Source organism: Streptomyces sp. NPDC050674 (genome assembly GCF_040654575.1).
Classification (GTDB): Bacteria; Actinomycetota; Actinomycetes; order Streptomycetales; family Streptomycetaceae; genus Streptomyces.
The window spans coordinates 229120-250594 of sequence record NZ_JBFAIG010000011.1; the positions used below are offsets into that span (position 1 = coordinate 229120).

18 protein-coding genes and 1 pseudogene are annotated in these 21475 nt (G+C 70.7%); 10 read left to right on the forward strand and 9 right to left on the reverse strand.

The genetic code is table 11. The features are described 5' to 3' along the window. Nucleotides 1-28: 28 nt before the first annotated feature. The gene (locus AB0I06_RS20275) at nt 29-901 is read right to left on the reverse strand and encodes a glycerophosphodiester phosphodiesterase family protein (protein WP_363120200.1); all 873 of its coding nucleotides are present in this window, start codon (nt 899-901) and stop codon (nt 29-31) included. 289 nt (nt 902-1190) lie between these two features. Here AB0I06_RS20275 and AB0I06_RS20280 point away from each other — a divergent pair, with 289 nt between their 5' ends. From AB0I06_RS20280 to AB0I06_RS20310, 7 genes are all read left to right on the forward strand, one after another. Next, on the forward strand, nt 1191-2057 hold the full coding sequence (locus tag AB0I06_RS20280) for an MHYT domain-containing protein (RefSeq protein ID WP_363120201.1): 867 nt from the start codon (nt 1191-1193) through the stop codon (nt 2055-2057). 40 nt (nt 2058-2097) lie between these two features. Continuing rightward, the gene (gene uvrB, locus AB0I06_RS20285) at nt 2098-4236 is read left to right on the forward strand and encodes an excinuclease ABC subunit UvrB (RefSeq protein ID WP_363120202.1); all 2139 of its coding nucleotides are present in this window, start codon (nt 2098-2100) and stop codon (nt 4234-4236) included. Nucleotides 4237-4375: 139 nt separating this feature from the next. After that, a complete protein-coding gene (locus AB0I06_RS20290; protein ID WP_363120203.1) occupies nt 4376-4954 on the forward strand; it encodes a TerD family protein in 579 nt (192 codons plus the stop codon). A 76-nt stretch (nt 4955-5030) separates the two neighbouring features. Continuing rightward, entirely contained in the window at nt 5031-7052 is a 2022-nt protein-coding gene (locus tag AB0I06_RS20295) for a TerD family protein (RefSeq protein ID WP_363120204.1), read from the forward strand. Nucleotides 7053-7273: 221 nt separating this feature from the next. After that, nucleotides 7274-8275, forward strand: coding sequence for a TerC family protein (locus tag AB0I06_RS20300; protein ID WP_363120205.1), 1002 nt, complete (start codon nt 7274-7276; stop codon nt 8273-8275). Between the two features lie 131 nt (nt 8276-8406). Further along, the gene (locus AB0I06_RS20305; RefSeq protein WP_363120206.1) at nt 8407-8709 is read left to right on the forward strand and encodes a hypothetical protein; all 303 of its coding nucleotides are present in this window, start codon (nt 8407-8409) and stop codon (nt 8707-8709) included. Between the two features lie 72 nt (nt 8710-8781). Then, nucleotides 8782-9882, forward strand: coding sequence for an ionic transporter y4hA (locus tag AB0I06_RS20310; protein WP_363120207.1), 1101 nt, complete (start codon nt 8782-8784; stop codon nt 9880-9882). A 117-nt stretch (nt 9883-9999) separates the two neighbouring features. Here the strand turns inward: AB0I06_RS20310 and AB0I06_RS20315 are convergent, their stop codons facing one another. Both AB0I06_RS20315 and AB0I06_RS20320 read right to left on the reverse strand, forming a co-directional pair. Then, nucleotides 10000-11274, reverse strand: coding sequence for an MFS transporter (locus AB0I06_RS20315; protein ID WP_363120208.1), 1275 nt, complete (start codon nt 11272-11274; stop codon nt 10000-10002). A 210-nt stretch (nt 11275-11484) separates the two neighbouring features. Next, nucleotides 11485-11599, reverse strand: a pseudogene (locus tag AB0I06_RS20320) (LD-carboxypeptidase); the annotation flags it as partial. A gap of 118 nt (nt 11600-11717) precedes the next feature. On the opposite strand from AB0I06_RS20320, the gene aroQ reads away from it, so the two are divergent. Then, nucleotides 11718-12191 carry a type II 3-dehydroquinate dehydratase gene (aroQ, locus tag AB0I06_RS20325; RefSeq protein ID WP_363120209.1) on the forward strand — a complete coding sequence of 158 codons (474 nt, stop codon included), beginning with the start codon at nt 11718-11720 and terminating at the stop codon, nt 12189-12191. Nucleotides 12192-12283: 92 nt separating this feature from the next. Here the strand turns inward: aroQ and AB0I06_RS20330 are convergent, their stop codons facing one another. The 5 genes from AB0I06_RS20330 to AB0I06_RS20350 all read right to left on the reverse strand — a co-directional run bounded on the left by AB0I06_RS20330 (nt 12284) and on the right by AB0I06_RS20350 (nt 16614). After that, nucleotides 12284-13036: an amino acid ABC transporter ATP-binding protein gene (locus tag AB0I06_RS20330; RefSeq protein ID WP_363120210.1), complete on the reverse strand. Its 753-nt coding sequence runs from the start codon at nt 13034-13036 to the stop codon at nt 12284-12286. Beyond that, on the reverse strand, nt 13033-13929 hold the full coding sequence (locus AB0I06_RS20335) for an amino acid ABC transporter permease (protein ID WP_363120211.1): 897 nt from the start codon (nt 13927-13929) through the stop codon (nt 13033-13035). Before AB0I06_RS20335 ends, AB0I06_RS20330 begins: the two co-directional genes overlap by 4 nt. Then, nucleotides 13926-14798, reverse strand: coding sequence for an ABC transporter substrate-binding protein (locus tag AB0I06_RS20340; protein WP_363120212.1), 873 nt, complete (start codon nt 14796-14798; stop codon nt 13926-13928). The genes AB0I06_RS20335 and AB0I06_RS20340 overlap by 4 nt, the downstream gene beginning before the upstream one ends. A gap of 416 nt (nt 14799-15214) precedes the next feature. After that, nucleotides 15215-15871: an MBL fold metallo-hydrolase gene (locus AB0I06_RS20345; protein WP_363120213.1), complete on the reverse strand. Its 657-nt coding sequence runs from the start codon at nt 15869-15871 to the stop codon at nt 15215-15217. A 53-nt stretch (nt 15872-15924) separates the two neighbouring features. Next, nucleotides 15925-16614 (reverse strand): maleylpyruvate isomerase family mycothiol-dependent enzyme, encoded by a 690-nt coding sequence (locus AB0I06_RS20350; RefSeq protein ID WP_363120214.1) that lies wholly within the window; start codon nt 16612-16614, stop codon nt 15925-15927. 222 nt (nt 16615-16836) lie between these two features. Here AB0I06_RS20350 and uvrA point away from each other — a divergent pair, with 222 nt between their 5' ends. After that, nucleotides 16837-19863 carry an excinuclease ABC subunit UvrA gene (gene uvrA, locus AB0I06_RS20355; RefSeq protein ID WP_363120215.1) on the forward strand — a complete coding sequence of 1009 codons (3027 nt, stop codon included), beginning with the start codon at nt 16837-16839 and terminating at the stop codon, nt 19861-19863. Between the two features lie 72 nt (nt 19864-19935). Here uvrA and AB0I06_RS20360 read toward each other — a convergent pair whose 3' ends face one another. Further along, nucleotides 19936-20487 (reverse strand): YceI family protein, encoded by a 552-nt coding sequence (locus AB0I06_RS20360; protein ID WP_363120216.1) that lies wholly within the window; start codon nt 20485-20487, stop codon nt 19936-19938. A gap of 101 nt (nt 20488-20588) precedes the next feature. Between AB0I06_RS20360 and AB0I06_RS20365 the strand changes: the two genes are divergently transcribed. Continuing rightward, the gene (locus tag AB0I06_RS20365) at nt 20589-21458 is read left to right on the forward strand and encodes a helix-turn-helix domain-containing protein (RefSeq protein ID WP_363120217.1); all 870 of its coding nucleotides are present in this window, start codon (nt 20589-20591) and stop codon (nt 21456-21458) included. The last annotated feature ends 17 nt before the right edge of the window (nt 21459-21475 follow it).

The following is a 21475-nucleotide window of genomic DNA, read 5'->3' on the forward strand; positions in this document are numbered from 1 at the left end:
TGACAACGCCGCCCGGCCCGGGGCCGGATCAGTCGTCCAAGGCCTCGCGCACCACGTCAGGCCGGTTCGTGATGATCCCGTCGACCCCGAACCCGGCGACCCGCCGGGCCGTCCTCGCGTCGTCGACCGTCCAGGCGAAGACCCGCATCGGCCTGCCGTGCGGTCCGTCGAACGCCTGTACGGAAGACACGTAGGCCGGGCTGAGCGAACTGTACGAGGGGTTGATCAGGTCGACGAACTCCGCACAGTCGAGCAGGTCCGACACCGGCGGCGTCCCCAGCAGGGCGGTCTTCACACCGGGCTTCAGCTCGTGCACCGTCCGCACGCTGTCCGCGCTGAAGCTCTGCACGATCAGCCGGCCCGCCCGATGCGGCCGGTCGAGCCATCCCTCGTTGCTGAGGACCTTCACCGTCTGCCGCTCGATGCCCGGATACAGCTCCGGGTTCTTGATCTCCAGGAGGAGCTTCTGGTGATGACGCTCCAGGCGGTGCACGAACTGCTCCAGCGTCGGCACGCGCGCGCCCGCGTAGACGGGGTCGAACCAGCTGCCCGCGTCGAGGCGGGCGATCTCCGCGGCGGTGAAGTCCTTCACCTTCCAGGGGGCCCGGCCGGGGAAGACCTCCTCGGCGTCGGTGGTGCGGCGCAGGTTGTCGTCGTGGATGACGACCAGCTCCCCGTCCCTGGTCCGCTGCACGTCGTTCTCCACCCAGCGGATCCCCAGCTCCGCCGCCGCGTCCACGGCGGCCAGCGTGTTCTCCGGCGCGTACGCGGAGGCGCCCCGGTGCGCGATGACCAGCGGGGACGGGCCGCCGCCCGCTGCCTGCGCGGGGGAGGCGGGGAACAGCAGGGCGGCGGTCCCCAGGAGTGCGGTGGTCGAGGCGGCAACAGCGCGCGCGTGCATGCGTACTCCTCGCGACGAGCGATCGGCGACATCACAGACAGCACAACTGTGACAGCAGAGGGTCAACGCAAGGGGGGTGCGGGATGGCCACACGTTGAACGGACCCGGCCCAACTCCGCTCACTGGTACCGCACAACTGCGGCAAGGCCGTGTTTCTTTGCCGGAAAGTCGTTCGACCATTCCGGTGGGGGTCATACTCTCTGCGTCAACCCTGACCGCCCGTGCGGTCCTGGGAGGGGGCGCACATCCGGCATTCCGGGACGTTCGAAGGCGGGAAGGGCAGCCACGCATGCAGGGCACGGTCGACGGTTTCAGCTACGGCCTGGTCACACCCCTGGTGGCCTACTTCATGGCCTGCCTCGGCGGTGCCCTGGGCCTGCGCTGCACCACGAGATCCATGCTGGTCGCCCAGTCCTGGCGCCCCGGCTGGCTCGCCCTCGGCTCCGCCGCCATCGGCTCCGGCATATGGACCATGCACTTCGTCGCGATGATGGGGTTCACGGTCCGGGGGGTCCCGATCCACTACGACAAGGCGATGACCTACGCCAGCCTCGCCGTCGCGATCATCATGGTGGGCATCGGGATCTTCATCGTCGGCTACCGGGGCGCGCGTGGGACGGCCCTGTTCACCGGCGGCACCATCACCGGACTCGGCATCGCCTCGATGCACTACCTCGGCATGGCCAGCATGAGCCTGGACGGGAAGCTCCAGTACAACACCGTCACCGTCGGCATCTCCGTCGCGATCGCCATGGCCGCGGCCACCGCCGCCCTGTGGGCCGCCGGCCAGGTCAGGGGCTTCCTCTGGAGCGTGGGCGCCAGCCTCGTCATGGGGCTCGCCGTCAGCGGCATGCACTACACCGGCATGGCCGCCCTCAGCGTCCACGTGCACGGCGCGGCCGAACCCGCCACGGGGCAGTCGCCCGCGTCGCTTCTCGCCCCCATGCTGATCGGTCCGCTCGCCTTCCTGCTCCTCGCGGGCGTCGTCGTGATGTTCGACCCGCTGATGGTCATGGGGAAGCCCACCGTCGTCCCCGTCGAGCAGAAACCCGGCATACCGGCCCACACCCACCTCCGGCACCCCGCCCACCGCCTGCGCTTGCGCCCGCACCGCACCCCGGAGCACCAGGAGTCCCGCACCCCGCAGAACCGCTGATCAGAGCCCGTTGTCAGTGCGGGGTCGTACGGTGGATGCCATGCGGCCCGTTTCAAAGATCGAACGCACGGTGGCGCCCTTCGAGGTCGTCAGCCCCTACCAGCCGAGCGGCGACCAGCCGACGGCCATCGCCGAGCTCGCCCGGCGCATCGAGGCCGGTGAGAAGGACGTCGTGCTGCTCGGCGCGACCGGCACCGGCAAGTCCGCCACCACCGCGTGGATGATCGAGAAGCTCCAGCGCCCCACGCTCGTGATGGCGCCGAACAAGACGCTCGCCGCCCAGCTGGCGAACGAGTTCCGCGAGCTCCTCCCGAACAACGCCGTCGAGTACTTCGTCTCGTACTACGACTACTACCAGCCCGAGGCCTACGTCCCGCAGTCGGACACCTACATCGAGAAGGACTCCTCGATCAACGAGGAGGTCGAGCGCCTGCGCCACTCCGCGACCAACTCGCTGCTCACCCGCCGCGACGTCGTCGTGGTCGCCTCGGTCTCCTGCATCTACGGCCTCGGCACCCCGCAGGAGTACGTGGACCGCATGGTCCCCCTGCGCGTCGGCGAGGAGATCGACCGCGACGAACTGCTGCGCCGCTTCGTGGACATCCAGTACACGCGCAACGACATGGCCTTCACCCGCGGCACCTTCCGCGTCCGCGGCGACACCATCGAGATCTTCCCGGTCTACGAGGAGCTGGCCGTCCGCATCGAGATGTTCGGCGACGAGATCGAGGCGCTGTCCACCCTGCACCCGCTCACCGGCGAGATCATCAGCGACGACGAGCACCTCTACGTCTTCCCGGCCTCCCACTACGTCGCGGGGCCCGAGCGCCTGGAGCGGGCCGTCAACGACATCGAGAAGGAGCTGGCCGATCGCCTGACGGAGCTGGAGAAGCAGGGCAAGCTGCTGGAGGCCCAGCGCCTGCGGATGCGCACCACCTACGACATCGAGATGCTGCGCCAGATCGGCAGCTGCTCCGGCGTGGAGAACTACTCGATGCACTTCGACGGACGCTCGCCCGGCTCCCCGCCCAACACCCTGCTGGACTACTTCCCGGACGACTTCCTGCTCGTCATCGACGAGTCGCACGTCACCGTCCCGCAGATCGGCGCCATGTACGAGGGCGACGCCTCACGCAAGCGCACCCTCGTCGACCACGGCTTCCGGCTGCCCTCCGCCCTGGACAACCGCCCCCTGAAGTGGGAGGAGTTCCAGGAGCGCATCGGCCAGACGGTCTATCTGTCGGCCACCCCCGGCACCTACGAGATGTCCCGCTCGGACGGCTTCGTCGAGCAGATCATCCGCCCCACCGGCCTCATCGACCCGGAGGTCGTCGTCAAGCCCACCGAGGGCCAGATCGACGACCTGGTGCACGAGATCCGGCAGCGCACCGAGAAGGACGAGCGCGTCCTGGTCACCACGCTCACCAAGAAGATGGCCGAGGACCTCACCGACTACTTCCTGGAGCTGGGCATCCAGGTGCGCTACCTGCACAGCGACGTCGACACCCTGCGCCGGGTCGAACTGCTGCGTGAGCTGCGCGCCGGTGAGTACGACGTGCTGGTCGGCATCAACCTCCTGCGCGAGGGCCTCGACCTCCCCGAGGTCTCCCTGGTGGCGATCCTGGACGCCGACAAGGAGGGCTTCCTGCGCTCCGGGACGTCCCTGATCCAGACCATCGGCCGCGCCGCGCGCAACGTCTCCGGTCAGGTCCACATGTACGCCGACAAGATCACTCCGGCGATGGAGAAGGCCATCGAGGAGACCAACCGGCGCCGCGAGAAGCAGGTCGCGTACAACACCGAGCGCGGCATCGACCCCCAGCCGCTCCGCAAGAAGATCAACGACATCGTCGCCCAGATCGCCCGCGAGGACATCGACACCGAACAACTGCTCGGCTCGGGCTACCGCAAGGCCAAGAAGGACGGCGGCGGCACCAAGGCGCCCGTGCCCTCCCTCGGCAAGGCCGGCGGGACGGCCAAGGCCGCCAAGGGCAAGGCGAAGGAGACGGTGCCGACCGACCGCCCCGCGGCCGAACTGGCCGGGCAGATCGAGGAACTGACCGCGCGGATGCGGGCCGCCGCCGCGGAGCTCCAGTTCGAGATCGCGGCCCGGCTTCGCGACGAGGTCTCCGAGATGAAGAAGGAACTGCGCCAGATGAAGGAGGCGGGCCTGTCCTGACAGCGTGCCGCGTACGCGCAGTGTTGCAAGACCGACACAAAGTGCGGACGAGGGTACGTCGCTGTCAGTGCCCCTGCGTAGGGTTCTGGTCAACCGCGAGCACGCGGCAACAGGGGACGTTCGAGAGGGGAATCAGCGCGTGACCGTCAACATGACCAAGGGTCAGGCCATCAGTCTGCAGAAGAACGACGGTGGCAGCCTGACCGCGGTTCGCATGGGTCTCGGCTGGCAGGCGGCTCCCCGGCGGGGCCTGTTCGGCTCGCGCACGCGGGAGATCGACCTCGACGCCTCCGCCGTCCTGTTCGCGGACAAGCAGCCGGTCGACGTCGTCTTCTTCCGCCACCTGGTGAGCGACGACGGCTCGGTGCGCCACACCGGTGACAACCTCGTCGGCGGTGTCGGGCAGGGCGGCGACGACGAGGCGATCCTCGTCGACCTGGCGCGGGTCCCGGTCCACATCGACCAGATCGTCTTCACCGTGAACTCCTTCACGGGCCAGACCTTCCAGGAGGTGCAGAACGCCTTCTGCCGCCTCGTCGACGAGACCAACGGCCAGGAGCTCGCCCGCTACACGCTCGCCGGCGGCGGCCAGTACACGGCTCAGATCATGGCCAAGGTCCACCGCTCGGGCCCGGGCTGGACGATGACGGCCCTCGGCAACCCCGCCAACGGCCGCACCTTCCAGGACCTGATGCCGGCCATCCTGCCGGTGCTCTGACGCACCCCGTGCCCCGCACCGGCGGGCCCGGCGGGCGGCACACGACACCACACAACGACACAGGGGGACGAAGGCGATGACGGCCGAGCTGGTGCGGGGGCAGAACCACCCGCTCTCCCAGTCCCGTCTCGAGATCCGGATCTCGGCCGGTACGCCGATCGTGGCCGTGGCCGCGCTCGGCGACGAGAACGGCCGGATCCACGGCGTGGAGTGGGTGGCCCACCCGGGCGCACCCACCCAGCCGGGTCTCGAGGTCTCCCGGCAGGCCGCCGCCGACCACCGTCTCGCGGTGGACCTGGACGCCGTGCCGGAAGCCGTCCACCGTGTGAGTGTGCTGCTGGCTCTGCCCGCCGGGGGGACGGGACCGCTCCGTTTCGGCGCGGTGGCGGCGCCCTTCGTCGCCGTCACCGGTCTCGACGGCGACGAGGTCGCCAGCTACACCCTCACCGGCCTGGAGGCGGAGTCGGCCGTCGTCGCCCTGGAGCTCTACCGCCGGCAGGGCGCCTGGAAGGTACGTGCCGTCGGCCAGGGCTACGCGGGCGGTCTCGCCGAACTCCTCACCGATCAGGGGCTGCCACAGGCCCATGAGCTCGCCGGGAGCATCAACGAGGCGGTCGCACAGGGAGTGGCCCGTTCCGTGCAGGCGCCCCCGCCGCGCACGGCGGACGGCGACCGCTCCCGCCAGGCTGCGGCTCCCGCCCTCGGGCCCGACCAGGGCGGCGCGGCGCCCCAGCCCGGCCCCGTACCACCGACGTCGCCGTACGGCGGCGGGCAGACGCCCGGCGGCCCGGGGCAGCCCGCCCCGCAGCAGCCGTCGTACCCCGGCGGCGCGACCGACCCGCACGCCGTCCCCCAGCCGTCCGCGCCGACAGCCGGCGGCCCCATCGACTACAGCCACCCGCGCCGCCAGACCACCGCTCCACCCCCGCCCGCGCCTACCGCGCCCCCGGCCGCACCCGGACAGCCCGCACAGCCCGTCGCGGGTGACGCGACCGGCTGGTCCATGGAGGAGCGGCTCTACAACCAGGTGTGGGGCATGTTCGAGGACCTCGCCCGCACCACCGCCGCCTACCGCAGCGCCGTCGACTTCGCCGAGTCGCGCATGGACAAGGAGCTGGAGCAGGTCCTGGCCGACCCGCGCAGCCGGATCGGCGGGCAGGGCGACGCCGCCCGCGAGGAGGCCCGGGCGCGGCACGCCCGGCTCGTCGCGCAGGCCCGGGAGGCCCTCGACCGGGACCTCGCCCAGCTCGCCGCCGAGGCCGACGTCGTGGAACCGGCCCTCCCACCGGCCTACGCCCGCTGGGACAACCCCGTCTGGCACGCCTACCGGGTGCCGATGGAGATCCCGATGGCCCTGCGCCTGGGCGACCTCCATCTCCCCGAGGCCGACGGGATCCGCATCCCGATGCTGGTCCGGCTGCCGCTGGAGCGCGGCCTGTGGATCGACAGCGGACCAGCCGGAGCGTCCGACGGTTCGTTCACCGACTCCCACGCCATGAGCCGTCTCGCCATGGAGACGGCGGTCGCGCACGCGGCCCGGCTGCTGGCCGTCTACCCGGCGGGCGAGTTCACCGTCCACGTCATCGACCCGGCCGGCTCCGGAGCGCAGCCGCTGGCGCCGCTGGTGCGGGCCGGCGTGCTCGCGGCCCCTCCCGCGCTCGGCGCCGCCGGGGTGGCAGAGGTACTGGGCCGGCTCACCCAGCGGGTCGACCTGGTGCAGATGGCGCTCCGGGGCGGCGCCGCCGACTCCCTGCCGCCCGGCTTCGACACCTCCCAGCAGCTTCTGATCGTCAACGACTTTCCGCACGGTTTCGACGACCGGGCCGTCAATCAGCTGCGCTACCTCGCCGACGAGGGTCCCGACGTCGGCGTCCACCTGATGATGGTGGCCGACCGGGAGGAATCGTCCGCGTACGGGCCTCTGCTCGACCCGCTGTGGCGTTCGCTGCTGCGACTGACACCGGTGGCCGACGATCACCTCGCCGACCCGTGGGTCGGGCACGCGTGGACCTACGAGCCGTCGCTCCCGCCGCCCGGCAGCCAGGTCCTCCAGCAGGTGCTGGCGCAGGTCGCGGCCGCCCGCACCAAGTTCATGTAAAGCCCCCGACCAGCGGATTTGGTCTTTCTTTTGCCAAGCCCTTTACCTGTTCTTGGCAATTGGGGTACTGTTGACGGCACGGAGGGGAGTACTCCCTGTCTGCTGCGGCGTACCCGTCAATACGGATCAGGCCAGATCCCGGGGCGTCGGCCCATCTTGGGTGGAAGAGACCTCCGGCAGCGACGACGCTGACATTTGCCGTTACGACTGCCGGAGGCGCAGTGGATGTTTCCATGACCCTATGGGTCCTGACGATCGTGGGCCTTGCCGCCCTCATCGCGGTCGACTTCTTCATCGGCCGCAAGCCGCACGACGTGTCGATCAAGGAAGCCGGGATCTGGACGATCGTCTGGATCGTGCTGGCCGCCCTCTTCGGGTTCGGCCTGCTCCTGTTCGCCGGGGGGCAGCCCGCAGGTGAGTTCTTCGCCGGCTTCATCACCGAGAAATCGCTCAGCGTCGACAACCTCTTCGTCTTCGTCCTGATCATGGCGAAGTTCGCGGTGCCGACGCAGTACCAGCAGCGGGTGCTGCTGGTCGGTGTCCTCATCGCCCTGGTCCTGCGAGCGATCTTCATCGCCGCCGGCGCGGCGATCCTCGCCAGCTTCTCCTGGGTCTTCTACATCTTCGGTGCCTTCCTCATCTGGACCGCCTGGAAGCTCATCCAGGAGGCCCGGGCCGACGAGGAGGACGAGGACTGGGAAGAGAACAAGCTGCTCAAGGCCGCCGAGCGCCGCTTCGGCGTGGCGGACCGCTACCACGGCACCAAGCTGTGGATCCAGGAGAACGGCAAGCGGGTCATGACCCCGATGCTGGTCGTGATGCTCGCGATCGGCACCACCGACGTCCTGTTCGCCCTGGACTCCATCCCCGCGATCTTCGGCCTGACGCAGGACCCGTACATCGTCTTCACGGCCAACGCGTTCGCCCTGATGGGTCTGCGCCAGCTGTACTTCCTCATCGGCGGTCTGCTGAAGAAGCTGGTCCACCTCAGCTACGGCCTGTCGATCATCCTCGGCTTCATCGGCGTCAAGCTGGTGCTGCACGCGCTGCACGAGTCGGGCGTCCACGTCCCCGAGATCAGCATTCCGGTCTCTCTCGGCGTGATCTGTGCCGTTCTGATCGTCACCACGATCACCAGCCTGCGCGCGTCCAAGAAGCAGGCGGCGGCCGAGGCGGCGCAGGGCAAGAGCGGAGGCACCGCGAAGGACAGCATCGACGTCTGACCGCGTCGGGCGAAGGAACAACCCCGCACCGGGACCGGTGGCCGGCGAATTGCCGACCGCCGGTCCCGGTGCTTGCTTGTTTCCTGAGCGCGCTTCCCGGCCCGGGGGCGCCGAGGCCGGCTGGAGGTGCCATGAAGTTCGTGCAGATCATCGAGTTCGAGACCGAGCGCTTGGACGAGATGCGGCAGATCCTCGAAGAGGCGGGGCAGCGCAACGCCGACCGCGAGGGCGGCCCCACCCGCAGCACGCTGCTGCAGGACCGGGACAAGCCCAACCGCTATCTCGCGCTGATCGAGTTCGAGTCGTTCGAAGAGGCCATGCGCAACAGCGACAACCCCGAGACGACCAGGCTGGCGGAGCGGCTGAACGAGCTGAGCATCGGCGAGCGGGTGTACACCAACTGCGACGTCCTGGACGCACGTGATCTCAAGTAGCCCGACCGGCGGCACCGTGGGGCCCGGCACGACCGGAGTGCGGGGCCCCCTCACCTCTGCGACGATCGCTGCATGATCGCTCGGCACATGCGGCTCGCGGCACAGTGGACGACCCTGGTGCCCCTGCTGGCGGTCGTACTGCTGGCCCTGACCTGGGGACGGGATCTGCCCGTCTGGGTCGTCGCGCTGGTGACCCTGGTCCTCGCCGGGGCCGTGCTGGCCGCCGTGCACCACGCGGAAGTGGTGGCCCATCGCGTGGGGGAGCCGTTCGGCTCCCTCGTGCTCGCCGTCGCCGTCACGATCATCGAGGTCGCCCTCATCGTCACCCTGATGGCCGACGGCGGGGACAAAAGCTCGACCCTGGCCCGGGACACGGTCTTCGCGGCCGTGATGATCACGTGCAACGGCATCGTCGGCCTGTGTCTTCTGGTCGCCTCGCTGCGGCACCGCACAGCCGTCTTCAACCCGGAGGGCACCGGCGCCGCGCTCGCCACCGTCGCGACGCTGGCCACGCTCAGCCTGGTCCTGCCGACGTTCACCACGAGCAAGCCCGGACCGGAGTTCTCGACCGTCCAGTTGACCTTCGCGGCGCTGTCCTCGCTGATCCTGTACGGCCTGTTCGTCACCACACAGACCGTGCGGCACCGGGACTACTTCCTGCCGATCACACGGCACGGCGAGGTGATCACCACCGAGGAGCACGCCGAGGCGCCGACCGTCCTCACCGCCCGGGCCAGCCTGGCCCTGCTGGGCCTCGCCCTGATCGGCGTGGTCGGTCTGGCCAAAGGCGTCTCGCCGACCATCGAGTCCGGAGTGGAGGCCGCCGGGCTCCACCACGCGGTCGTCGGTGTGATCATCGCGCTGCTGGTGCTGCTGCCGGAGACCATCGCCGCGCTGCGCTCCGCCCGCCGCGACCGGGTGCAGACCAGCCTGAACCTCGCCCTCGGCTCCGCCATGGCCAGCATCGGCCTGACCATCCCCGCCGTCGCGCTCGCCTCCCTCTGGCTCTCCGGCCCGCTCGTCCTCGGTCTCGGCGCCACGCACATGGTGCTGCTCGCCCTGACCGTGGTGGTGGCCTCGCTGACCGTGGTGCCCGGCCGGGCCACACCGCTTCAGGGCGGCGTCCACCTGGTGCTGTTCGCGGCCTACCTGGAGCTGGCGATCAACCCGTAGGTGCCGCGCAAACGCTCACGCAAGCGTTTACGCACACCCGCCACGCACCACCGGCACCACCGACCGGCGACGAGACCGGCCTTCAACTCGTCACCGACCACGAGACCCGCGCCCGGCTCACCCCGCAGCCGCCTCCGCCGCCGTCCCCGCCCGTGCCGGACGCGTCTCCGGCAGCATCGCGAAGCAGCCGAGGCTGAACAGGGCGATCACGGTCAGATACGCGGCCACCCCCCACGGCACCCGCCCGCCCTGCTCGGCCAGGGCCGTCGCCACGATCGGGGTGAGCGCGCCTCCCACGACCCCGCCGAGGTTGTAGCCGACGGCGGCGCCGGTGCAGCGCACCCGCGGCTCGTACAGCTCCGGCAGATACGCGGCGATCACGGCGAACATCGTGATGAACGCCAGCATCGCCCCGAGGAAACCCAGGAACATCGGCAGCGGCGCCCCCGTGGCCAGGAGCGCGACCATCGGGAACATCCACAGGGCGGCGGCAGCGCACCCGATCAGGCACAGCGGCCGACGGCCGTACCGGTCCCCGAGCAGGGCCATCACAGGGGTGAGCGCGCCCTTCACCAGCACCGCGCCCATGATGCAGGTCAGCATGACGCCGCGGCTCACACCGAGCCGCTCCGTGCCGTAGGCGAGGGACCAGGTCGTCACGGCGTAGAAGAGCGCGTAGCCGATCGCGAGCCCTCCGCCGGTCAGCAGGAGGAGCCGCCAGTGGCGGCGGACGACCTCGGCGAGGGGCACGCGCGCGTGGTCGTCGATCTCCAGGAAGCTGGGGCTCTCGGCGAGCGACGACCGCAGCCACAACCCCGCGACGGCCAGGACCCCCGCCGCCCAGAACGGCACCCGCCACCCCCACGCGGCGAACTGCGCCTCCGTCAGCGCCGAGGACAGCCCCAGGACGACACCGTTGGCGAGCAGGAACCCCACCGCGGGCCCGACCTGCGGGAAGCTCGACCACAGGACGCGCCGTTCGGCGGGCGCGTGCTCCACGGCCAGCAGCACCGCCCCGCCCCATTCCCCGCCCAGCCCCAGCCCCTGGAGGAAGCGCAGCACCAGGAGCAGCAGGGGAGCGGCCACACCGATCGTCTCGTACGTCGGCACGCAGCCGACCGCGACCGTGGAGGCCCCGGTCAGCAGCAGGGAGGCGACGAGAACCGGCCGCCGCCCGCGCCGGTCCCCGATGTGCCCGAACAGCACCGATCCGAGCGGCCGGGCCACGAAGCCCACCCCGAAGGTGGCGAAGGCGGCCAGCGTCCCGGCCACCGGGGAGAAGGTCGGGAAGAACAGCGGCCCCAGGATCAGGGCTGCCGCGGTCCCGTAGACGAAGAAGTCGTAGAACTCGATGGCGGTGCCGGCGAGGGAGGCGGCCGCGAGGCGCGGCATGGAGGGTGCCCTTACGGTGCGTACGTCGTGCATGCCGCGTCAACTACCCACCGTGATCGCCGGTTACGGGGGCGCGTGGAGGGCTTCGGGGCCCTCAGTACGTGACCGTGATGCGCCGGGCCGGCCCGTCGACGCGCACGGTTCCCCGTGTCCAGCCGTTGCCGGGGCGGGTCACCGGCTCGGCGAGGAAGATCGCCGGGTCGGCCCAGCGAGCAAGTTGGTGTTGTCGCTCATCCCGAAGAACGACTGCGGGTTCGCCCGTATCAACTCCCGGTCCAGGTACGACGGGGACGGTGATCTGGTCGTCGCCGCCGATCGACGCGATGGGCAGGGCTCGTCATGCCGGGATGCCAGGCCCGGCGGGCCGCCGTCACACCGTGATAAACCGGCTGGGAGCGGCGGTCCGTCACGGGCCGTCCGACCCCGAACGGACCGGAGGAACCGTGCCCCGCACCCTGGCCAACGCCCCGATCATGATCCTCAACGGGCCCAACCTGAACCTGCTCGGCCAGCGCCAGCCGGAGATCTACGGCTCCGACACCCTCGCCGACGTGGAGGCCCTGTGCGCCAAGGCGGCGGCCGCGCACGGCGGCACGGTGGACTTCCGCCAGTCCAACCACGAGGGCGAGCTGGTCGACTGGATCCACGAGGCGCGGCTCCACCACTGCGGCATCGTGATCAATCCGGGGGCCTACTCGCACACCTCCGTCGCCATCCTGGACGCCCTCAACGCCTGTGACGGCCTGCCGGTGCTGGAGGTCCACATCTCCAACATCCATCAGCGCGAGTCCTTCCGGCACCACTCCTACGTCTCGCTGCGCGCCGACGGGGTCATCGCGGGCTGCGGCGTGCAGGGGTACGTCTTCGGCGTGGAGCGTGTGGTGGCGCTGACCGGGGCGGCACAGGCGGACGCCTAGGCGGTACCCGGCCGAGTCGGAGGAGTCCGGCCGAGTCCGGCGGAGTAAGTCCCGCCGACCAAGGTGAGCGCCCCTTACCGCCGCCGGGCTGCCTAGAGCCGCCCCGCCTCCACGATCCGCCGCAGGAACCGCCGCGTGCGCTCCTGCCGCGGATCCTCGAAGACCTGCGCGGCGGTGCCGCGCTCCAGCACCACGCCGCCCTCCAGGAAGCACACCTGGTCGGCGACCTCCCGCGCGAAGCTCATCTCGTGCGTGGCCAGCACCATGGTCATGCCCTCGTCCTTGAGGCCGCGGACGACGGTGAGCACCTCGCCCACCAGTTCGGGATCGAGGGCGGCGGTGATCTCGTCGAGCAGGAGCAGCCGGGGGCGCACGGCCAGGGCGCGGACGATCGCGACGCGCTGCTGCTGGCCGCCGCTCAGCCGGTCCGGGTACGCGTCCGCCTTCCCGCCGAGCCCCAGCCGCTCCAGCAGCTCACGCGCGCGTGCCTCGGCCTCGGCGCGGGGCACCCCGTGCACCCGGCGCGGAGCGAGCGTGATGTTCTCCAGGACGGTCATGTGCGGGAACAGGTTGTAGGCCTGGAAGACCACGCCGATCCGGCGGCGCACGGCGTCATGGTCGGCGCGCGGGTCGGTGATCTCCTCGTCGTCCAGCCAGATCGCCCCGTCGTCGATCTCCTCCAGCAGGTTCGCGCACCGCAGCAGCGTGGACTTGCCGGAGCCGGAGGCACCGATCAGCGCGGTGACGGTGTGCGGGGCGACCTCCAGGTCGACGTCCCGCAGGACGACCGCGTCACCGAACGTCTTGCGGACGGACTCCATGCGCAGCACGGGCGTCTGGCTCATATGGCTCCTCCCTGGGCCTGCCGGCGGTCCATCCGGGCCGTCACCCAGTCCGTGAAGCGGGTCATGGGGATGGTCAGCGCGACGAAGACCAGACCCGCGACGATGTACGGGGTGTAGTTGAGGCTGCGGCCCACGATGATGTCCGCGGCCCGCACGGCGTCCACCGCACCGCCGATCGAGACGAGCCCGGTGTCCTTCTGCAGGGACACCAGGTCGTTCAGCAGCGGCGGCACCTGGCGGCGCACCGCCTGGGGCAGCACCACGTACCGCAGTGCCTGCCGGTTGCTCAGTCCCAGCGAACGGGCCGCCGCGCGCTGCGAGGGATGCACGGACTCGATCCCGGCGCGGAACACCTCGGCGACATAGGCCGAGTACGTCAGGGTGAGCGCGGTGCCGCCGAGCAGCACCGGGTCGACGCTCACCCCCTGGAGCCGCAGCGCCGGGACGCCGAAGACCACGATCATCAGGTTGATGATGAGCGGCAGCCCCCGGAAGAAGTCCGTGTACGCGGCGGCCAGGAAGCGCAGCGGGAAGAACACCGGACCGCGCAGCGTACGCGCGACGGCGATCAGCATGCCGAGGACGAGCACCGCGGCCCCGCACACCAGCAGCAGCCGGACATTCAGCCACAGCCCTTCGAGGACCTTCGGCAACGCCTCGCGCGCGTACGCCCCGTCGAAGAAGGTCTCCTTGGTGCGCGGCCATCCCGGGGCGCTGACGACGACCACGTAGAGGACGACCGCGGTGACGAGGGTCGAGAGCGCGCCGAGCGCCGTCGCGCGCCGGGCCCGGGTGCGTTTGTGGCGCTCCCGCTCCAGGCGCCGCCGCGACGGGACATAGCCGTCCGTGGCCTGGTGCTCGCCGGAGCCGGTCTCCGTCTTGTCGACCGTCACTTGAGCACCGGCGCGTCGACGGCGTCCGACAGCCACCGCTGCTCGATCTTCGCGAGCGTGCCGTCCTCGCGCAGCGCGTCCACGGCCCGCGAGACGCAGGAGGTGAGCGCGCTGCCCTTGTCGAGCACGAGACCGAACTGCTCCGGCGTGCCGCCCTGGTTCTCGAACTGCCCGACGATCGTCGCGTCGGTGACCTCGGCCCCGGTGATGTAGAACGCGGTCGGCAGGTCCACGACGATGGCGTCGATCTGGCCGTTCTTCAGAGCGGACTTGGCCTGGTCGTTCTTGCCGTACGCGGCGGGGGCCCGCGTCGGCCGGACCACGTCGTCGATGTAGTCGAGGCTGGTGGTGCCGACCTGCGCGCCCAGTCGCACGCCCTTGAGATCCGCGATGCTCTTCGCCTTCGCCGCCTTGGAGCCCTTCAGCGCCACGACGGCCTGGCGCACGTCGTAGTAGCCGGAGGAGAAGTCCACGGCCTTCTTGCGTTCCTGGCTGACGGACACCTGGTTGATGTCGAAGTCGAAGGTCTTCTCACCGGGCGCGAAGGCCTTGTTGAAGGGGACGGTCTGCCAGGTGACCTTGTCCTTGCCATAGCCGAGCCGTTCGGCGACGGCGTAGGCGACCGCCGACTCGAAGCCCTTGCCGTTGGCGGGATCGTCGTCCTTGAACCAGGGCTCGTAGGCGGGCTGGTCCGTGGCGATGGTCAGCTTGCCGGAGGTCCGGGTCGCCAACGCGCCCTTGGCGCAGGCGCTTCCGGTCGACGCCGGGGATCCGCCCGACTCCTCCGGCTGCGGGGCGCAGCCCACGGCGGCGGCGAGGAGAACGACGGCGGCGGCAGCGTGGCGCAGGGCGCGCGGGGCAGGGTGCATGGCGGGAGATTGACAGCCGACGGTCTCGTTTGTCGAGGTCACGGCAACACTTGTCCGGATAGTGGGAACGGGTGTTGCGATCATGTGAACGGACCGCGACAGCCGCCGTCCTCGCCGTGTGCCGAGCCGCCGTCTTCGGCGGCGTGTGCCGGGGCCGCCGCCTTCGCCGTGGTGCCGGGGCCGCCGGCCGAGGGCGGGGATCGGCAGGCCGGCGGCCCATCCGCCCAGGAGCCGTCAACCTGCGCGGGGCTGAGACCAGTTGACTGCGCAACAAAGCAGGAGGGGAGCGCACGAGCGACACCGGTGTGTGTGAACGGTTCACACGGGGCGCGTGCGCGGCTCACCACTCCACGCGTGCACGCCCGCGCCCCCACGCTGCACGCCCGCGCGAGAACTCGCCCACCGCGGCGCGGATTTCACCACCCGCGCGCGTGCCACTCCGGAAGGTGCGGGCGCTCCGCGCCCAGGGACGTGTCGTCGCCGTGCCCCGGGTAGACCCAGGTCTCGTCCGGGAGGGCGTCGAAGATCTTGGTCTCGACGTCGTGGATGAGACTGGCGAACGCCTTCGGGTCCTTGTGGGTGTTGCCCACACCGCCCGGGAACAGGCAGTCCCCGGTGAACACATGGGGATGCCCGTGCGGGTCGTCGTAGACGAGGGCGATGGAGCCGGGCGTGTGCCCGACCAGGTGGCGCGCGGTGAGTTCCACGCGCCCCACCCGGATGGTGTCGCCGTCGTCGACCAGCACGTCGGTCCGTACGGGGATGCCGTCGGCGTCGTGCCGGCCGGCGTGGGTGCGGGCGCCGGTGGCCGCCACGACCTCGGCGAGCGCCTGCCAGTGGTCGCCGTGGCGGTGAGTCGTGACGACGGACGCGATGCCGTCACCGCCGATCATGCCGAGGAGCGTCTCCGCCTCGTTCGCGGCGTCGATGAGCGACTGCTCGTCGGTGGCCCGGCAGCGCAGCAGATAGGCGTTGTTGTTCATCGGACCCACCGCGATCTTGGTGATCATCAGGTCCTTGAGCTCGTGCACATCGGCCGGCCCGCCGACCTTCACCTCTCCGCTGTACGTCATGTCCGCCAGCCTATAGCGGGGCGGCGGCCCCGGTCCCGCGGCCGGGGGCGGCCCTACAGCGGGGGCAGGGCGGGGAGCGGGCCGCCGTCCGCTCTCAGCGCGGACCCGGTGCGGCGGCCGGCGAGCCAGCCCAGCAGGTCCGCGGGGGAGCCCGTGACCGTCACCTCCGGACCGTCCTGGGCGTCGCGTCCCGTGCTCCACGCGCGCGTGCCGTCCGTGAGGCGCGTGGGCGGCACGTCCGGGTGCCCGGCGAACCGGTCGGCGAGGAAGGCGATCTCCCGCTGCGTGAACTCCGCCGGAAGATCCTCCAGCTCGTACCCGATCCCCAGGTCCACGTGGTGCAGCTCCACCTCGACCCACCGCCGGAACGGCACCCGGGAAGCGGAGTCGGTGACCCCGTTGCGCAGCTCCACCGTGCGCGACCAGTCCGCCGGTGCGTCCCCCGTGGACTGGAAGCGGGCCGCACTCTCGCGCAGGTCGGCGAGCTGGACGTCGAGCCCGCGTGGGGCGTCCCGCTCGATGTCGGCGTCCCGGGCCTCCCCGGAGACGTACATGGCGCGGCCCTGGAGGACGTTCACGAGGGCGTCCGCGTTGCGGGCGAGATGGGCCAGGACATGGCCGCGGCTCCAGCCGGGCAGCCGTGACGGGTGGGTCACAGCGGCGTTGTCCAGTTTGCCGACTGCGGTCAGCAGCCGGTCCGTCGCGTCACGTACAGACGCCAGGTCATGAGCGTGATCAATCATGGTCCTGACCCTAGCTCCGCCACTCCTTCGGGTGAAGGTGGTGAAGCGGTGCCGTAAATCGAAAGCACGTGCTATATGGTCGGACGTGGCGTCGGGCATGCTGGAGAGCCGGGGTTTGTTGGCAACCCGTGAATCCGACCGGCGTTGTCAGTGGCTCCCCCTAGTCTGGGAAAGACGGGGGCCTCGCCCCTGTCACTTCTCTCAAGAAAGGTGCGGACCGGCGTGGCCGACCGTCTCATCGTCCGTGGAGCGCGCGAGCACAACCTCAAGAACGTCTCGCTCGACCTCCCGCGCGACTCGCTCATCGTCTTCACGGGCCTGTCGGGGTCGGGCAAGTCCTCGCTGGCCTTCGACACCATCTTCGCGGAGGGACAGCGGCGCTACGTCGAATCCCTCTCCTCCTACGCCCGGCAGTTCCTCGGCCAGATGGACAAGCCAGACGTCGACTTCATCGAGGGCCTGTCCCCGGCCGTCTCCATCGACCAGAAGTCGACCTCGCGCAACCCGCGCTCCACGGTCGGCACCATCACCGAGGTCTACGACTACCTGCGGCTGCTCTTCGCCCGCATCGGCAAGCCGCACTGCCCCCAGTGCCACCGCCCGATCTCGCGCCAGTCGCCGCAGGCCATCGTGGACCGGGTCCTGGAGCTGCCCGAGGGCAGCCGCTTCCAGGTGCTGTCGCCGCTGGTGCGCGAGCGCAAGGGCGAGTTCGTCGATCTCTTCGCCGACCTCCAGACCAAGGGCTACTCCCGCGCGCGGGTGGACGGCGAGACGGTGCAGCTGTCGAACCCGCCCACGCTGAAGAAGCAGGAGAAGCACACCATCGAGGTGGTCGTCGACCGCCTCACGGTCAAGGACGGCGCCAAGCGCCGCCTCACCGACTCCGTCGAGACCGCCCTCGGCCTGTCCGGCGGCATGGTCGTGCTCGACTTCGTCGACCTCCCCGAGGACGACCCCGAGCGCGAGCGCATGTTCTCGGAGCACCTGTACTGCCCGTACGACGACCTGTCCTTCGAGGAGCTGGAGCCCCGCTCCTTCTCCTTCAACTCGCCCTTCGGCGCCTGCCCGGACTGCACCGGCATCGGCACCCGCATGGAGGTCGACCCGGAGCTCATCGTCCCGGACCCCGACAAGAGCCTCGACGAAGGCGCCATCCACCCCTGGTCGCACGGTCACACCAAGGACTACTTCGCCCGTCTCATCGGCGCCCTCGCCGACGCGCTGGGCTTCCGCACGGACATCCCCTTCGCGGGTCTGCCGCAGCGCGCCAAGAAGGCCCTGCTGCACGGCCACAAGACCCAGGTCGAGGTGCGCTACCGCAACCGCTACGGCCGTGAGCGCCGCTACACCACGGCCTTCGAGGGTGCCGTCCCCTTCGTCAAGCGCCGGCACAGCGAGGCCGAGAGCGACTCCAGCCGCGAGCGCTTCGAGGGCTACATGCGCGAGGTGCCCTGCCCGACCTGTGAGGGCACGCGCCTGAAGCCGATCGTCCTCGCGGTCACGATCATGGGCAAGTCCATCGCCGAGGTCTCCGCGATGTCGATCAGCGACTGCGCGGACTTCCTGGGCGAGCTGAAGCTCACCGCCCGCGACAAGAAGATCGCCGAGCGGGTGCTGAAGGAGGTCAACGAGCGGCTGCGGTTCCTGGTCGACGTCGGCCTGGACTACCTCTCGCTCAACCGCGCGGCCGGCACCCTGTCCGGAGGCGAGGCCCAGCGCATCCGGCTGGCCACCCAGATCGGCTCCGGCCTCGTCGGCGTCCTGTACGTCCTCGACGAGCCGTCCATCGGCCTGCACCAGCGCGACAACCACCGGCTGATCGAGACCCTGGTCCGGCTGCGCGACATGGGCAACACGCTCATCGTGGTCGAGCACGACGAGGACACCATCAAGGTCGCCGACTGGGTCGTCGACATCGGCCCCGGCGCCGGCGAGCACGGCGGCAACGTCGTGCACAGCGGCTCCCTCAAGGAGCTGCTCGCCAACACCGAGTCGCAGACCGGCCAGTACCTGTCCGGCAGGAAGGCCATCCCGCTGCCCGACATCCGGCGCCCGCTGGACCCGTCCCGGCAGCTCACGGTGCACGGCGCCCGGGAGAACAACCTCCAGGACATCGACGTCTCGTTCCCCCTGGGCGTCTTCACCGCCGTCACCGGTGTGTCCGGCTCCGGCAAGTCGACCCTGGTCAACGACATCCTGTACACGCACCTGGCCCGCGAGCTGAACGGCGCGAGGAGCGTGCCCGGGCGGCACACGCGCGTGGAGGGCGACGACCTCGTCGACAAGGTCGTCCACGTCGACCAGTCACCCATCGGCCGCACCCCGCGCTCCAACCCGGCCACGTACACCGGCGTCTTCGACCACATCCGCAAGCTGTTCGCCGAGACCACCGAGGCGAAGGTCCGCGGCTACCTGCCCGGCCGCTTCTCCTTCAACGTCAAGGGCGGCCGCTGCGAGAACTGCGCGGGCGACGGCACCATCAAGATCGAGATGAACTTCCTCCCGGACGTCTACGTCCCGTGCGAGGTCTGCCACGGCGCCCGGTACAACCGGGAGACCCTGGAGGTCCACTACAAGGGCAAGTCCATCGCCGACGTCCTGAACATGCCGATCGAGGAGGCCACGGAGTTCTTCGAGGCGGTCCCCGCGATCTCCCGCCACATGAAGACCCTGAAGGACGTCGGCCTCGGCTACGTCCGGCTCGGTCAGGCCGCGACCACCCTGTCCGGCGGCGAAGCGCAGCGCGTCAAGCTCGCCAGCGAACTGCAGAAGCGCTCCACCGGCCGCACGGTCTACGTCCTCGACGAGCCGACCACCGGTCTGCACTTCGAGGACATCAGCAAGCTGCTGACGGTCCTGTCCGGACTGGTCGACAAGGGCAACACGGTCATCGTCATCGAGCACAACCTCGACGTGATCAAGACCGCCGACTGGATCGTCGACATGGGCCCCGAAGGCGGCGCCGGCGGCGGCCTGGTCGTGGCCGAGGGCACACCCGAGCAGGTGGCGGGGGTCCCGGCCAGCCACACCGGCAAGTTCCTGCGGGAGATCCTCGGCGCCGACCGCGTCAGCGACGCGTCCTCGGTGAAGGCGCCCCGCAAGACGGCGGCCCGCAAGACGGTCGCGGCCAAGACGGCCTCGGCCCGCAAGACCGCCACCAGGACGGTCGACGGCACGGCCGCCAAGAAGACGGCCGCCAAGACCACCAAGGCAGCCGCGAAGAAGACGACCCGGGCCACGAAGGGCTGAGGTCCCTCCCGCCGAACGCGCCGTGCCCCACAGGCATCGTCCTGTGGGGCACGGCGCGTTTTCCGTGTGCGGTCAGGAGCTCTTCGGCTCCACGAACTGCATGTCGAGCTGGATCTTGACCACCTCGCCGAGCAGACCAGGAGCGAAGTCCAGCCCGAACTCGCTGCGGCGGATCTCGCCCGTCGCCTCGAACCCGGCGTGCCGGCTGCCGTCCATCGGCACGTCGACCAGCCCGCCGAACTCCACGGCCAGCGTGAGCGGGCGGGTCACCCCACCGATCGTCAGCTCGCCCTCCATGCTCCAGTCCTCACCCGCGCCCGACACCCGCGTCGAGCGGTACGTCATCGTCGGCCGCTTCTCCACGTCGAGCAGGTCGGAGGCGCGCACGTGCGCGTCCCGGTCGGCGTTGCCGGTGTTGATCGAGGCCAGGTCGACCGTCGCGGAGACACGTACGTCCTCCACCCGCTCCCCGACGACCAGGTCGGCCTCCAACCGCTCGAAACGCCCCCGCACCTTGGCGATGCCCAGGTGCCGGACGGTGAAGTTCACGGAGGAGTGGAACGGATCGAGGGCCCACTGTCCGGGAGCCAGCGGCAGGGCGGTGGTGGCGGTGTCATTCGTCATGCCCTCCACCCTGGCGGCGGCGCGGCCCGGAAGGGAGACCGGCCGGAGCCTGGTAGTGACGGGGCCACCCTCCGCGCCCGCACGCCCTGTACGTTCGCCGGGTGAGCGACAACGAGTTGGGCACGTTCCTGCGCACCTGGCGTGAAGCCGTCACCCCGGCCGAGGCCGGTCTGCCCGCGGGCCCCCGGCGCCGCACCCCGGGCCTGCGGCGCGCCGAGCTGGCCACCCTGGCCGGCGTCAGCGTCGAGTACCTCACCCGGCTGGAACAGGGCCGCGACCGCAACCCGTCCGCCCAGGTGCTCGGCGCCCTGGCCGACGCCCTGAACCTCTCCCTGCGCGACCGGATGCTGCTGCGCCGCCTGACCAAGGAGGCGGACGGCGGCGATCCGCTGGTGTGCGCCGCGGCCCCGTCACTCAGCCGCACGGCGCGCCCCACCGTACGAGCCGTACTGGACCGCCTGGAGCCGGCTCCCGCGCTGGTCGTCAACTGGATCGGCGACGTCCTCGCGCACACCGCCGGCTACCGGCGGCTGGTCGGTCCCCTCGGCCTGCTCGACGACGAGCGGCCCAACCTGCTCCGGTACCTGTTCACCGACGAGCGGGCCCGCAGCGCCTACCGCGACTGGGACCGGGTGGCCGACGACCTCGTGGCCCGGCTCCGGCACGGTGTCCCCCTGCGGGACCCGTACCTCGCCGAGCTGGCCGACGAGCTGACGGTGACCGCGGGCGCGGAATTCGCCGACCGGTTCGCCGACCTGGCCATGACACCGCGGCGGACCGGCTCCCACGACATCGAGCACCCCGAGGCCGGTCCCCTGCGGTTGCTCCAGGAGACGCTCGCGCTGCCCGACGAGGGCCAGCAGGTCATCGTCCACCTGCCCGCGGACGAGGCCACGGCCGCCGCCCTTGACCGCCTCAACGGCCGCCGCCCCGGCGCGCTGCGGGCCGTGGCGATGGGGGAGACCGGCTGAGGCCCTTCGTCTCGCGA